Annotated in this window: 12 protein-coding genes; 8 read left to right on the forward strand and 4 right to left on the reverse strand. The window is 58.1% G+C overall.

Annotation, left to right across the window (positions count from 1 at the left end; all coding sequences use genetic code 11):
* Positions 1-136 precede the first annotated feature (136 nt).
* A complete protein-coding gene (locus KBY08_RS19205) occupies positions 137-2,107 on the forward strand; it encodes a putative bifunctional diguanylate cyclase/phosphodiesterase (RefSeq protein ID WP_225651236.1) in 1,971 nt (656 codons plus the stop codon).
* A 75-nt stretch (positions 2,108-2,182) separates the two neighbouring features.
* The gene (locus KBY08_RS19210; RefSeq protein WP_003416800.1) at positions 2,183-2,893 is read left to right on the forward strand and encodes a GntR family transcriptional regulator; all 711 of its coding nucleotides are present in this window, start codon (positions 2,183-2,185) and stop codon (positions 2,891-2,893) included.
* Here KBY08_RS19210 and KBY08_RS19215 read toward each other — a convergent pair whose 3' ends face one another.
* From KBY08_RS19215 to KBY08_RS19225, 3 genes are all read right to left on the reverse strand, one after another.
* Positions 2,894-3,844, reverse strand: a complete 951-nt coding sequence (locus tag KBY08_RS19215) for a PDR/VanB family oxidoreductase (protein ID WP_024660379.1) — start codon at positions 3,842-3,844, stop codon at positions 2,894-2,896.
* Between the two features lie 73 nt (positions 3,845-3,917).
* A complete protein-coding gene (locus KBY08_RS19220) occupies positions 3,918-4,982 on the reverse strand; it encodes an aromatic ring-hydroxylating oxygenase subunit alpha (RefSeq protein WP_003401095.1) in 1,065 nt (354 codons plus the stop codon).
* A 145-nt stretch (positions 4,983-5,127) separates the two neighbouring features.
* Positions 5,128-6,015, reverse strand: coding sequence for a LysR family transcriptional regulator (locus KBY08_RS19225; protein WP_058399028.1), 888 nt, complete (start codon positions 6,013-6,015; stop codon positions 5,128-5,130).
* 127 nt (positions 6,016-6,142) lie between these two features.
* Here KBY08_RS19225 and KBY08_RS19230 point away from each other — a divergent pair, with 127 nt between their 5' ends.
* Both KBY08_RS19230 and KBY08_RS19235 read left to right on the forward strand, forming a co-directional pair.
* On the forward strand, positions 6,143-6,892 hold the full coding sequence (locus tag KBY08_RS19230; protein WP_024638139.1) for a gamma-glutamyl-gamma-aminobutyrate hydrolase family protein: 750 nt from the start codon (positions 6,143-6,145) through the stop codon (positions 6,890-6,892).
* A 127-nt stretch (positions 6,893-7,019) separates the two neighbouring features.
* Positions 7,020-7,568 (forward strand): cupin domain-containing protein, encoded by a 549-nt coding sequence (locus KBY08_RS19235; RefSeq protein WP_003344936.1) that lies wholly within the window; start codon positions 7,020-7,022, stop codon positions 7,566-7,568.
* A gap of 73 nt (positions 7,569-7,641) precedes the next feature.
* Here the strand turns inward: KBY08_RS19235 and galE are convergent, their stop codons facing one another.
* Positions 7,642-8,670, reverse strand: coding sequence for a UDP-glucose 4-epimerase GalE (gene galE / locus KBY08_RS19240; protein ID WP_011267903.1), 1,029 nt, complete (start codon positions 8,668-8,670; stop codon positions 7,642-7,644).
* A 419-nt stretch (positions 8,671-9,089) separates the two neighbouring features.
* On the opposite strand from galE, the gene KBY08_RS19245 reads away from it, so the two are divergent.
* The 4 genes from KBY08_RS19245 (at position 9,090) to KBY08_RS19260 (ending at position 14,337) form a co-directional block, all read left to right on the forward strand.
* Entirely contained in the window at positions 9,090-10,274 is a 1,185-nt protein-coding gene (locus KBY08_RS19245; RefSeq protein ID WP_024638140.1) for a glycosyltransferase family 1 protein, read from the forward strand.
* On the forward strand, positions 10,262-11,443 hold the full coding sequence (glf, locus tag KBY08_RS19250; RefSeq protein ID WP_111522562.1) for a UDP-galactopyranose mutase: 1,182 nt from the start codon (positions 10,262-10,264) through the stop codon (positions 11,441-11,443). Before KBY08_RS19245 ends, glf begins: the two co-directional genes overlap by 13 nt.
* A 2-nt stretch (positions 11,444-11,445) precedes the next feature.
* The gene (locus KBY08_RS19255; protein ID WP_111522561.1) at positions 11,446-12,588 is read left to right on the forward strand and encodes a family 1 glycosylhydrolase; all 1,143 of its coding nucleotides are present in this window, start codon (positions 11,446-11,448) and stop codon (positions 12,586-12,588) included.
* Positions 12,589-12,732: 144 nt separating this feature from the next.
* Entirely contained in the window at positions 12,733-14,337 is a 1,605-nt protein-coding gene (locus KBY08_RS19260) for a hybrid sensor histidine kinase/response regulator (RefSeq protein ID WP_024638141.1), read from the forward strand.
* Positions 14,338-14,737 lie beyond the last annotated feature (400 nt).

Here is a 14,737-nt window from a genome sequence, read left to right on the forward strand (position 1 = left end):
CACGGCTCGGTTTTACCGTAAAGAATTAATCACTTCTGCCGAGAGCCTGACAAGCGAGCCGACAATTAGCTGTCCGGTTCGCATGATGAGCAGCAAGCCACGTGTGCTTTGACTGTGGTAACAGAGAAGCCTTGCGATGCTGAAAAAACTACCGGGTGCCTTGCGTGCCCTGATGTCTGTGCCTGCTGATAACCCCAGGTTGTTGCAGGCCCAGTACGTTGCGTTGTCCCGACAATTGCCGTTGATGTACTTCGTGCTGCTGGTCAATACCTGGGCGTTGGCGTTCACTCATTGGCGAACCGCTCCGGTGTGGCTGACGCTGCTGGTCCCTGCGCTGCTCACGGTTATCTGTGGCGTCCGTGCAAGCAAATGGTTGCGCACGGTAAACCGGCCGCCACCCGCTCCGGCGATCATTCTGGCCACGCTGCGCGGTACGCATGGTCTGGCGGGCGCGATAGCGGCCGGGTTTGCCGCCTGGTCCCTGTCGCTTTACCCCTATGGCGATGCCTATTCCCAGGCGCATGTCGCGTTTTTCATGGGCATTACGGTGATTGTCTGCATCTTCTGCATGATGCACTTGCGGCCCGCAGCGCTGACCACCGCGCTGGTCGTCAACACCGCCTTCGTGATTTTCTTCGCCTCGACTTACAACATTACCTTTATCGCCACGGCGGTGAATATCGTGCTTGTGTCGATCGGCATGCTGATTATTCTTCATTACCAGTACCGCGATTTCACCAGTCTGGTGAATGTGCAGGTAAAGACCGAGCAACTGAGCAACGAGAACCTGCTGCTGGCCAATCAGGACAGCCTGACGGGCCTGCCCAATCGTCGGCAGTTCTTTCAGACTTTGGATGCCGCGATGACCGAGGCAATGGCGCAGCGCAGCGGGCTGGCAGTGGGCGTGTTGGACCTGGACGGGTTCAAGCCGGTCAATGACCTTTATGGTCATCGAATCGGCGACCGTCTGCTGATGCTGGTGGCTGAACGCCTGACCAGCGCCTCAAGCGACAAGGTGCATGTATCGCGACTGGGCGGTGACGAGTTCGCGCTGGTGATCAAGGGAGACATCGACAGCGAGGCATTGCAGGCGTTTGGCAAACACCTGTGTGACCTCATGCACGAAAGCTTCGAACTGTCGGACATGCCGATCCAGATTGGCGCAACACTGGGCCTGGCGACGTACCCGGCCACGGCGGATAACGCGACCCAACTGTTCGAGTTTGCCGACTACGCGTTGTATCAGGGCAAGAACCATAACCCCGGAACCACCTGCCTGTTCTCCGCCAGCCACCGTGAGCAGTTGCATGCCGACGGCGTTACCGAACAGGCCTTGCGGCGCGCCAATCTGGAAACCGAGTTCCACGTATTGTTTCAGCCGATCATTGAAAGCTGCACGCGCGAAACGGTGGCGTTCGAGGCGCTGGCGCGCTGGAACAGCCCGGAACTGGGGGCTGTTTCGCCGGCGCATTTCATTCCGATCGCCGAGCGCATCGGCATGATCAACAAGCTCACTGTGCCCTTGTTGACCCAGGCGCTAAGCATGGCCCTATCGTGGCCTGCGCCTGTCAGGCTGTCGTTCAATCTGTCCGCGCACGACTGTGCGACCTGGGAAAGTGTCAACAGAATTGTCGAGATCATCGAACACAGCGGCTTCGATGCGTCGCGGCTCGATCTGGAAATCACCGAAACGGCGGTCATGCAGGATATCGCCCAGGTGCAGCAGGCCATTACCCAGTTCCGCAAGCTGGGTTGCGGCATCTCGCTGGACGACTTCGGCACCGGCTTCTCCAGCCTCAGTCAGTTGCACGCGCTGGCGCTGACCAAGCTGAAGATCGACCGCAGCTTTGTCACCGGGGTGCATAACAACCCGGCCAGTTACAAGATCGTCAAATCGCTGGTTGCCTTGAGTCTGGACATGTCGCTGGGTTGCGTGATCGAAGGCGTCGAAACACAGGATGAGTTGAATGCATTGACCACCCTGGGTTGTACGATGGTGCAGGGTTACTTCTACAGCCCGCCGATCAGTTTTGCAGAGACGCTGGCATGGATTGAAATACCCGATGAAGAGCGCACCTTCGGTTACGCCGCTTCGTGCCCCCTCTGATCGATTGCATGTGGGCGATTCACTCGGGCGCGCGTGGGGTAAGATGCCTTTTTTGATCCCCACGGAAGCCTTTTGATGAGCAAACCCGGGCAGACCGTCCTCGTTGCGTTGCGCAAGATGATCGCATCAGGCGAGCTGGCTGCCGGCGAGCGCCTGATGGAGGTGCCGACCGCCGAGCTGTTTGGCGTGTCGCGCATGCCGGTGCGCATGGCGTTCCGCACGCTGGAGCAGGAAGGGCTGCTGGTGCCCTTTGGCGGGCGTGGGTTTCAGGTGCGTTCGATCAGCCCGATGGAAATCGCCGGTGCGGTGGATGTCCGCGGTGTCCTGGAGGGGCTTGCCGCGCGGCAAATGGCCGAGCGCGGCGTGACCCAGGAGGCGCGCGACGAACTGGAAGCCTGTCTGGTGCAGGGTGACGCGCTGTTCGAGAAAGGCCATGTCACTGAAGATGACCTTGAGGTCTATCACGACATGAACATGCGTCTGCATCGCGTGATCGTCGAGGGCAGCGGTAATCGCGCCATTGCCGATGCACTGTCGCGCAACGACCATCTGCCTTTTGCCTCGGTGACCGCGCTGGCCGTGGATCGCGACAACCTGATTCGCGAATACCGGCGGTTCAATTTCGCCCACATGCAGCATCACGCCGTGGTGGATGCGCTGGTCAACGGGCAGGGCGCTCGCGCCGAGGCCATCATGCGCGAGCATGCCAATGCCACCTTGCGTTACGCGGAAATCTTCGGCGCCGGGCAGAACGAGCGCATGAAGGTCATTCAGCGCCCGGACTGATCAGAGGTCGAGCACCAGCACGGGCGTCTTCGAACGTGAACAGCACGGCGTGAACTGATCGTTGAGCGCCTGCTCATCTTCGGTCAGAAACAGATCGCGATGATCCGGAATGCCTTTCAACACCCGCGTCAGGCAGGTGCCACAGACACCTTGCTCACACGACAGTGGAATATCGATGCCGTGGCTTTCGAGCACCTGAGCGACCGTCTTGTTGGCCGGAATGGCAATGACCTGGCCAGTACTGGCGATCTCTATCGAAAAACTGCCGTCGTTGCTGGTGTCTACCGGCTCTGCGGAGAAGTACTCGCGGTGCAGAGTGTCCTCGGACCAGCCAGCGGCACGCGCGCTGTCGAGGATGTATTGCATGAAACCGCCTGGCCCGCACACGTACAGATGGGTATCGGGCTGGGGGTTGGCGAGCACTTTACCAGCCTCCAGTGCGGTGTCCGGCTGTTCATCGAAGTGCAGCGTGATGCGCTCGGCAAATGCCGAATGCTTCAGGCGCTCGATAAAGGCGCCGCGCTCGGCGGAACGCACGCAATAGTGCAGCTCGAAATCGGCAGCCTCCAGCGCAAGCTGTTCGGCCATGCACAGGATCGGGGTGATGCCGATACCGCCGGCGAACAGCAGCGTGCGTCGGCTGTTTTCAGCCAGCGGGAACAGGTTGCGCGGTTCGCTGATACGCAACTGCGCGCCAGGCTGAATCTGCTGATGCAGGCTGCGTGAGCCACCACGCGAGGCCGGGTCGTTGAGGACGCCGATCAGATAGCGGTGACGCTCGCTCGGGGCATTGCACAGCGAGTACTGGCGGATCAGCCCGTCAGGCAGGAGCACGTCAATGTGCGCGCCTGCGCTGAACGGCGGCAACAGCGCTCCGTCTGCCCGCACCAGTTCAAAGCTGCAGATATCCAGCGCTTCATCGTTACGTGATAACACTGTCACGTCGATCATGTCAGGTCCTCGGGTGACCGCGGCAAGGGTCACTTCTGATTGTTTTCTTCGTATTTCGACGGGCAATGGCCGGTCATTTCGTCGCCATCACGGGAATCTGCTCGCCGGGACCGGCCTGCTCGGCAGCGATCAATCGCTCCAGGATCTTGCGTGACTGCACGCCACCGGCGTCGATATTGAGCTTGAGCAGGTTGCGATGCGGATGCTGAAGCAGGTTCTGTTGCTGGCGCTCAAGCATTTCCAGGTCTTCGGTGAAGATCTTGCCCTGGCCTTCACGGATGCTGGCAGTCAGCGCTTCGTCGGCCGGATTGAAGTTGCGCGCCATGCCCCAGAAGTACCAGATGGACGTGTCGGTCTCGGGGGTGATGAAGTCGACGACGATGCTCGACGCCTTGAACTCCTTAGGCGCGTCATAGCCGCCTTTGCCCGCATGGGCGACGCCGACTTCGATCAGCACATGACTGGGCGGCGTGAAGCGGCAGATCTGCCAGCGATCGACCGGCACGTCATCGGCCAGATTGTTGCCACGCAATGCCATCTGCCAGAACGGCGGCGGCATGATGTTTTCCATGTGCCGGGCGGTGACCACTTCCTCGCCTTCGACCGTTGTGACGGGCGCTGCCTCGTCGATTTCCTTCTGGCCGATGCTTGACGCATGCACGTAGGTTTCGTGAGTGAGGTCCATCAGGTTGTCGATCATCAGGCGGTAGTCGCACTGGATATGAAACAGCCCGCCGCCGTAGGCCCATTCGTCGCTGACTGCCCACTCCAGATGATGAATGAGCGCCGGGTCGGCTTTTTCCCGGTCACCGGGCCAGACCCAGATGAAGCCGTAGCGCTCGACCGCGGCGAAGGTCTTGTTACAAGGGAAGCCGCGAACACGCTGGCCGGGCATTGAAACAGTCTTGCCGTCGCCGCCCATGACCAGCCCGTGGTAACCACACACCAGCTGGCCGTTCTCGACATAGCCCAGCGAGAGCGGGGCGCCGCGATGCGGGCAGAAGTCTTCGACGGCCACGACCTGCTGGTTCTGGTCGCGATAGAACACCATCTTTTCGTTGCAGATCTGCCGGCCCAGAGGCTTGTCGGCGACTTCATCCGCTGTGCAAGCGACGTACCACGCATTTTTCGGGTGCATGATGGTTCTCCACGGTTCGATTATTGGTCTTATGGATCCACAGAATGAATCAAGTTGTTTCCTCGCGATTATTAATGCCACAGGATCGCGATTAATCCAATGATTAATTTAGTTAACTATTATTTAATGGATCCACAGAGGCCGATCAGCCGGGGCTGGATACCTGCAACGCTGCGCGCAGGCGCGGCGCGAGGGCTTCCAGCAGGGTCTGCACGGAACGCAATGCGCGACAGTCGGGGCGGGTCAGCAGCCACAGGTCGGTGCGGCATCCTTCCAGCGGGCCACTCAGGCGTTCGACCGCTCCAAGGCCCTCGACCGTGAAACCGGTCAGCGCCGCGACGCCCAGGCCGGCAGCGACCAACTGCGAGACAGCCGACATGTTGCTGCAGCGGTAGCTCGGTAATACCCCCGGAAAGGCCTGTTTACGCCAGATTACCGAGGTGTGGTCGGGCATCGAGTCGTCCGGGCTGATCCACGGGATCGAGGCAGGGTTCTGCGTCAAGGCCTCGCGGTATTCGGCGCGGCCACAGACAAAGTAGTCGGCACTGCCCAGGCAGCGTCCGATCAGGTGCTCGGGTGGCGTATTGGTCAGGCGCAGGGCGATGTCGGCATCGCGACGGCTGAGGTTGGCAAAGGCATTGGAGGTGGCCAGCTCCAGCGTAAGGGCAGGGTACTGCGACATGAAGTCCGCCAGCGCCGGTAATAGAAGGCTATGCAGTACTGCATCGGTACAGGTCAGGCGTACCGTGCCGCTGACGACCTGTTCGCCCTGTTGCAGGGCGATGCGCGCAGCAGCAAGCGCCTGTTCGGCGCGCTCGGCCTGCTCGGCCATGGCCTGCGCGGTATCGGTCGGTATGTACCCGCGCCGATTCTTTTCAAACAGCGCTGCACCGAGGGCTGCTTCCAGGCGACGGATCGAGCGGAATACGGTCGATACATCAACCTGCAACAGATCGGCGGCGCGTGCCAGCGTGCGGCCGCGAACCAGGGCGAGCACCAATGAAAGGTCGGCGTGGGTGATTTCATATTGCATCGGTGCATTGTTCCTTTGCCGGAATGCCTATGTTTGTTGCGCAGATGACTATCCTAGACTGGTTTCATTCCCGCTGGATAGCGTCCAAATGGCGCTGACCATTCAGATTTCACACAGGATTCAAGCTATGTCGCGACCTCCCTTGATCGGTGTCACCGCCTGCCGTCAGCAGTTGGGCAAGTATTCTTCTCACACCGCAGGCGACAAGTACGTCGAGGCTGCAGCCTTCGCCGGCATGCCGGTGATTCTGCCTGCACTCGAGGTGCCCACCGAGCCTGCGCAACTGCTCGCGTCGCTGGATGGCCTGCTGTTTACCGGCTCGCCGTCCAACGTCGAGCCGCGTCACTACAATGGACCGGCGAGCGTGGAGGGCACCGCTCATGATGTATTCCGGGACCGCACCACACTGCCGCTGCTCAGGGCTGCCATCGCTCAGGGCGTGCCGGTGTTGTGCATTTGCCGCGGTTTTCAGGAGCTGAATGTCGCTTTGGGCGGCAGCCTGCATCAGCGGGTTCAGGAGTTGCCCGGCTATCTGGATCATCGTGAGCCGCAAAGCGAGGTGCTGGCGGTGCAGTACACGCCAAAGCATGCCGTGCAGGTGCAGCCTGGCGGTTTGCTCGACTCGCTCGGGCTGGGCCCGGGCTTCGAGGTCAACAGCCTGCACAGTCAGGGTGTCGATCGTCTGGCGTCGGACCTGCGCGCAGAAGCATTGGCCCCCGACGGTCTGGTCGAAGCGGTGTCCATGCCCGGCGCGCCAGGCTTTGTGCTGGGTGTGCAGTGGCATCCGGAATGGGAGTTCATGGACAACCCCGTGTCGCTCAACCTGTTCAAGGCCTTCCGCGAGGCCTGCCAGAGCTATGCGCGCAACCACCGCTAGAGCGATGAGCTGCTGAGTGTTGCGGGCAAACGTGATTTAATATCCGGCTTGACGGCTTCGGGTAATGGACGATCCATTGCGCCGGGGCGCTGCCTCATTCACCGGATATCTTTCACATAAGGCCACTATGGATACGGGAGCACGACTCAAACTGGTGCGTGAAAGCTACAAGCTGTCACAGCGTGAGCTCGCCCGACGCAGTGGTGTGACCAATGCCACGATTTCCCTTATCGAACAAAATCGTGTCAGTCCTTCCATCAGCTCGCTGAAAAAGCTGCTTGAGGGGATTCCCATGACGCTGGCGGATTTTTTCACATTCGATCAGCCTCCGGGACAGGATCAGTACGTGTTTCGAGCCGGTGATCAACCCGATCTGGGGCGCAACGGTGCCCGTTTGCTGCTGGTGGGCGCGACCCTGCCAAGCCGGCAGATGCGTTTTCTGCGTGAGCAATACGCGCCGGGTGCCGACTCGGGCGATGAGCCGATCGTTCACAGCGAAGGCGAGGAGTGCGGTCTGGTGACGCGCGGCACCGTGGAGCTGACCATCGATGGGCAAGTCAACATTCTCGGTCCGGGGGACGGCTATTACTTCCCGACCACCTTGCCGCATCGCTTCCGCAATATTGGCCAGGACGAAGCCGAGATCATCAGCGCCAACACACCGGCCAACTTCTAGCATGCGCTTGCTGGCAGGCGTCACGATAACGTGATGATCGTTCAGCACGTCTGGCAACACGTCTGGATAAAATTCAACTGACCAGCGCTGTCGGCCTGTAACCCTGCGGGTTCATGCACTGCCAGCGCCAGGCGTCGGTGAGCATCGAATCAAGGTTGAACCTGGCTCGCCAATCCAGCTCGCGCGCTGCTTTTCCCGGATCGGACCAGCATGCTGCAATGTCTCCGGGCCGGCGTGGTTCAAAGATCAACGGCACAGCTTTGCCGGAGATACGTTCGAAGGCGTGCACCACCTCAAGCACCGAATAACCCTGTCCTGTGCCCAGATTCCAGACGGATACGCCACGTTCGTCATGAATTTTGTCCAGCGCCTTCAGGTGTCCCTCGGCCAGATCCATCACATGAAGGTAATCACGCACACCTGTTCCGTCCAGCGTGGGGTAGTCACTGCCGAATATGTGCAGGGCAGGACGTAGTCGATTGGCAACCTGCAGCAGGAAGGGCAACAGGTTGTTCGGCGTGTTGCAGGGCGACTCGCCCAGCAGGCCGGACGGATGCGCACCAATGGGGTTGAAGTAGCGCAGCAGACCGATGGACCAGCGTGGATCCGAGCGGGCGACGCTTTGCATCACATGCTCGGCCATCAGTTTGGAGTGCCCGTAAGGATTGGTCGGTAAACCCAGTGGGCAGTTCTCATCCAGCGGCATTTGCTCACACCCGCCGTAAACCGTCGCGGATGAGCTGAATAACAGGTCGAACACGCCTGCTTCTGCCATTGCCTGACACAAGTTGACGCTGCCGCTCACGTTGGTCTCGAAATAGCGCAGCGGCTCTCGAACGCTTTCGCCCACCGCCTTGAGTCCGGCGCAATGCACCACTGCCTTGACAGGGTACTGAGCGAACAGCCGGTGCAACGTCGCTTTGCTGCGCACGTCGCCGTGGATGAACGCAACCTGTCGCCCGCAGAGTTCCTCTATCCGTCTTAACGGCTCTCGCGAACTGTTGCACAAGTTATCAAGCACGACGACATCGCGGCCATCTTCAAGCAACTCGAGCGCGATGTGAGCGCCAATGTATCCCGCACCACCGGTAACCAGAATCATGATTGTCCTCCCTGGATTTTCGCCGCCTCGGCAAGAAGCGAGCTGACGGCTCGTCGTCGTGACCTTTCTCAACAGGACGACAGAGGAGCCTCGCTTGCGAAAATCAGGACCAGACCACCGCGTGGGGAAAACGTACTGCAGGTGCCAGAAAAACATTCGCTCAAGACTAGGGGCGTATTTGTTCCGCCGAGTTCAACGGTTCATTCTCAACGGCGCCTACCCTTTATCGGAATCAACGAACAGCGGCCTGGGCGCGTGTTCGAAACCCACGAGCCGGTCTATGGTTGCTCCATGCATGTGATTGTTCCATGTACGCAACAGCCGCCACTGCCTATCCTCATCATGAATGCCGTCGAAGTTCAGCCCTTTTCAGAGCCCTTCAGTTTCATCCAGGACTTTTTAACAGAAGGGAAAACTCTATGAACGGTGTTCAAACGATTCAATCCGAGACGTCGGCCTTAACCAGAGTCGAGGCTGCCATCAGGCCTTTACTGCTGTGCCTGTCCCATCTGCGATGGGGGTTTGTCTATCAGCGTCCTCAGCACATCATGTCGCGAATGGCGCAGGATTATCAGGTGGTGTTTCTTGAGGAGCCTGTTCTGTCGGACTCCCCTGATATCCGGCTTGAACAGCTTCCGCAAGCGTGCGGTGTCACGGTACTGGTGCCGCACCTGCCCCGGAAAATGCAGCCTGATGAGGTGATCACTGCACAGCGCGCATTACTGAATCGTTTTATCGATGCACAACACTTCGGTGAGTTGCTGTTGTGGTATTTCACCCCGATGAGCCTGGCGTTTACCGACCACCTCAGCGCGCACGTGACGATCTTCGATTGCATGGACGAATTGTCTGCGTTCAAAGGTGCGCCGCCAGAGCTTGTCGAACAGGAAAAAGCCTTGATGAAGCGCGCAGATGTTGTGTTTACTGGCGGCTTCAGCCTATGGGAGACCAAGCGTCTGCAGCATGCAAATGTGCACGCCATGCCCAGCAGCGTCGATGTCGGGCATTTTGCAGCCGCTCGCAGCGGGCAGTCTGACCCTGAGGATCAACAGTACATTCCCTATCCAAGACTTGGCTTTTTCGGCGTCATTGACGAACGTTTTGATATCGGGCTGATTCAGCAACTGGCCGAGTTGCAGCCGCACTGGCAAATCGTCTTGATCGGCCCCGTGGTGAAAATCGACCCGGCAAGCCTGCCGCATTTGGCCAACGTCCATTATCTAGGCAGCAAGTCCTATGACGACTTGCCAGCCTATCTGTCGGGCTGGGACGTTGCGTTGATGCCATTTGCGCTGAACGACTCCACACGCTTTATCAGCCCGACCAAGACGCCGGAATACCTGGCTGGCGGCTGCCCGGTGGTATCAACCCGGATTGCCGATGTTGTCAGAGCGTATGGTGAGTCGGGTGTTGTGGCCATTGCCGATGACGCCGACGGGTTTGTGCGCGCGATTCAAGAGGCCCTGGCGCACAAAGGTACTATCGATTTTCTTCGCAAAGTTGACGCATTGCTGGTTGGCGAGTCCTGGGACAACACGTGCGCGGCCATGAAGGCGCAAATCGCCCTGGTGGCCATCGGGGAGCACATCGAATGCCTCGGATAAATCTTGAATCAGCCGCGCGTGAAAAGACGCCCTATGACTTTCTGATCGTCGGTGCAGGTTTTGCAGGCAGTGTGTTGGCGGAAAGGCTGGCGGCGGGATCGAGCAAGCGCGTTTTGTTGATCGACCGACGTCCACATATCGCGGGTAACGCTTACGATCACCTGGACAGTGCCGGGGTGTTGGTTCATCAATATGGGCCACATATATTCCACACCAACGCTGAGCGGATTGTGGAATACCTTTCACGATTTACCGAATGGCGCGATTACGAACACCGTGTGCTCGCCAGCGTAGACAAACAACTGCTGCCTGTTCCGATCAACCTCGATACGCTCAACAGCCTGTACGGCTTGCAGATGAATGAACAAGAAGCCGAAGCGTTTCTTGCCAGCCGCGCCGAGCCTGTCGAGACGATAAGAACCTCCGAAGATGTTGTGATCAGTCAGATTGGTCGGGAGCTGTACAAGAAGTTTTTCCGTGGCTATACCCGCAAACAATGGGGGCTGGACCCCTCGCAACTGGACCGGTCGGTCACCGCCCGAGTACCTACCCGTACCAACTCGGACAGTCGTTACTTCACGGACACTTTTCAGAAAATGCCGCTGCATGGCTACACGCACATGTTTGAACAGATACTCAACCACCCGCTTATCGATACCGTACTGGGGGTCGATTTTGCCGATGTGCGCAAGGCGGTGAAGTATTCGCATTTGATCTATTGCGGGCCGATCGATGAATACTTCGGTTATTGCTACGGCCGTCTTCCGTATCGATCGTTGCGTTTCGAGCACAAGACCGTTGATCAGGCGCAGTTTCAATCGGTGGCGGTGATCAACTACCCGGATGAGGCAGTCCCTCATACGCGCATCACCGAATACAAGCACCTTACCGGTCAACAGCACGCCAGAACCAGTCTCAGCTACGAGTTTCCAAGTGCCGAGGGCGACCCTTATTACCCCATTCCCCGACCCGAAAATGCCGAGTTGTACAAGCGTTACAAAGCATTGGCCGATCAGTCGGATGAAGTCACTTTCCTTGGGCGACTGGGCACCTACAAGTATTACAACATGGACCAGGTCGTGGGCCAGGCGTTGACGTTGTACCAGCGGCTGGCCCATGACTTCCCTGAGCAACCTCCCGAACCGATTGAACAGCCTGCGCGAGGTTGAGCATGGGCGGTCTGTTCGACAGTTTTTTCATCGGCGGATTCGAGTGCGCCAGCCATCGACGAGGTGACGGTGTGCGACTCGACCTGCTTCACTCCACCGGGCACGACCGCTGGACGCAGGAAGATTTTGCCGCAGTGGCCGAGTGCGGAATGCGTACTGTACGTGACGGTCTGCGCTGGCATCTGATTGAAGCCCGCCCAGGTTGTTACGACTGGAGCAGTTTTCTGCCCATGTTGCGAGCCGCGCGGCATCAGGGCACCCAAGTCATCTGGGACTTGTGCCATTACGGTTACCCTGATCATCTGGATGTCTGGCGGCCGCAGTTTGTCGAGCACTTTGCGCGTTTTGCCGCTGCGGTGGCTCAGCGCGTCAAGGACGAAGGGGAGACCGCACCTTTCTATTCGCCGATCAATGAGATTTCGTTCTGGAGTTGGGCCGGGGGCGACATGGCTTATTTCAACCCCGGTAGTGAGCAGCGCGGCATGGAACTCAAGCATCAACTGGTCCGGGCCAGTATTGCGGCAATAGACGCGATACGCATGATAGAGCCCAACGCGCGTTTTATTCAGGCCGAGCCATTGATTCATGTAGTACCGGCGACACGTGGCAGCGGAGATGCTGCGGCAGCAGAGCGCTATCGGCTGGCGCAGTTCGAAGCCTGGGATCTTTTATCCGGACGGCAATGGCCTGGGCTGGGCGGCCGCCCCGAGTATCTGGATATCCTGGGCGTCAACTTTTATCCGCATAATCAATGGCAGTTCAATGGCCATAAACTTACGCACGACGATCCGCAGTACAGGCCTTTTCAGGGCATGTTGAGCGAGTTGCACGGGCGATACGGCAGACCGATATTGATTTCTGAAACCGGTGCGGAAGACGTTCAGCGTCTGCCCTGGTTCAATTACGTTTGTGCCGAGGTCGGCAAGGCGTTGAGGGCCGGCGTACCTGTGCAAGGTATCTGCTGGTATCCCGTTCTCGATTATCCGGGCTGGGATGACGGCCGATACTGTCCGGCGGGGCTGCTGGGTTATGCAGACGGGCAGGGTACGCGGGCGATCTTTGGCCCTTTGCAGGTGGCGTTGCGCGACAACACGCTTGAATTGGCGGCTCTCATTCGAGAAAAGAATGGAAAGCCGGCCGTTTGAGTAAGCGTTTCGGGAGTGCGTGACCCCTCAAATGAATATAATTCGATTTTTGTCAGATACCTGAGAACCCTTTTGAGGCTGCGCCAGTCCTAGCCATGAGAGAGCAGGCGCAATAGCCCAATAAACAGTCTTGGAGTTTCTGGAGTGTCGGAAAATAAAACCCGGGTCGACAATGCGGCGACGGGAGATATCAAGCATCAGGGGAAAGATATCTTTTTCGCGGCGGTAGAAACGACACGGATGCCGATGATCGTGACGGACCCCAATCGCCCGGACAATCCCATCATCTTTGCCAACCGGGCATTTCTGGAAATGACCGGCTATGCGTCAGAGGAAATCATCGGTAGCAACTGCCGATTTCTTCAAGGGCCGGACACTGATCGGACGGCGGTGCAGTCGATTCGCGATGCAATTGACCAGCGCGTCGATATCTCCACTGAAATTCTCAACTACCGTAAAGACGGCTCCTCGTTCTGGAATGCCCTGTTTATTTCTCCGGTCTATAACGACGCAGGCGAGCTTATTTATTTTTTTGCATCGCAACTGGACATCAGTCGCCGTCGAGATGCCGAAGAAGCATTGCGTCAGGCACAGAAGATGGAAGCGCTGGGGCAGCTTACCGGTGGCATCGCGCACGACTTCAATAACCTGCTGCAAGTGATGGGCGGTTATATTGATCTGATCGGCAGTGCGGCAGAGAAACCCGTCATTGATGTGCAGCGTGTCCAGCGCAGTGTTCATCACGCCAAGTCTGCCGTCGAACGCGCCAGTACGTTGACCAAGCAATTGCTGGCGTTTGCCCGTAAACAGAAACTGCAGGGGCGAGTCCTCAATCTTAATGGTCTGGTCTCCACGACAGAACCGCTGATCGAGCGTACTTTTGGCCCGGAAGTGATTATCGAAACCGATCTGGATCCGGCGCTGAAGAACTGCCGTATTGATCCGACCCAGGCAGAAGTTGCCTTGCTGAACATTTTCATCAACGCCCGGGACGCGCTGATTGGCAGGCTCAACCCCAAGATATTCATCGAAACCCGTAACCTGGTCGTCGATGAGCTGGCCAATATGTCCTATGACGGCCTGTTACCTGGCCGTTATGTCTCTATTGCGGTCACGGACAATGGCATTGGCATGCCTGCGAGTATCCGTGATCGGGTAATGGACCCGTTTTTTACCACCAAGGAAGAAGGCAAGGGCTCCGGGCTCGGCCTGTCGATGGTCTACGGCTTTGCCAAACAGTCGGGTGGTGCGGCGCGTATTTATACCGAAGAAGGTGTCGGCACCACGCTGCGCCTGTATTTCCCGGTAGACGAAGCCGTTCTGAGCAAAAACGATCCGCCGAAAGCTTCGGAACGGCGCATTGGCAGTTCCGAGCGGATCCTGATCGTGGAAGATCGTCCTGATGTGGCCGAACTGGCGAAGATGGTGCTGGATGATTATGGCTATGTCTCGGAAATTGTCCTCAATGCCCGTGAGGCACTGAAGCGCTTCGAGGCCGGCAGTACGTATGACTTGCTGTTCACCGACCTGATCATGCCGGGCGGGATGAACGGTGTGATGCTCGCGCGGGAAGTCAGGCGCCGGTTTCCGAAGGTCAAGGTGCTGTTGACCACCGGCTACGCTGAGAGCTCGATCGAGCGAACCGACATTGGCGGCTCCGAGTTTGAGGTGGTGTCCAAGCCCTGCATGCCGCAGGACCTCGCCAGGAAGGTCAGGCAGGTCCTCGACGGGCCGAACGGTATCGCCTGACGATACTGACAATGAACACATGAAGGCCTGCCTGTTCTCAGTCGGGCCTTCATGCTGTTTGGCGCGGTCTTTATTACGATACCTGCGCAAACACTTGTGAGTGTTGCGTATAGCCAGTGAGTGTCGGCATTCAAAAAGGCGGGCAGTCGGTTAATTCCCGTCTGTTATTAACGGACATCACACAACTCCCAATAGTTAGAGCAAACAGCCTAATAAAACAAAAAGTGTGTAAATCGCTTGGAGCATAGGGCAAAGGTTACGTTCCCTTGATGTGCGTCAGTATCAATACAGTTCTATTGTGTTGGGCCCAGCCTGAAAAAAAGTCTATAAAATTTTTAAACTTCTTGAACGTCTTCTGGGTCATTGATGTGTACGCCACACATGTGTGCGTTTACTGCCA

The sequence above is a fragment of the Pseudomonas sp. P135 genome, assembly GCF_020312125.1.
Classification (GTDB): Bacteria; Pseudomonadota; Gammaproteobacteria; order Pseudomonadales; family Pseudomonadaceae; genus Aquipseudomonas; species Aquipseudomonas fragariae.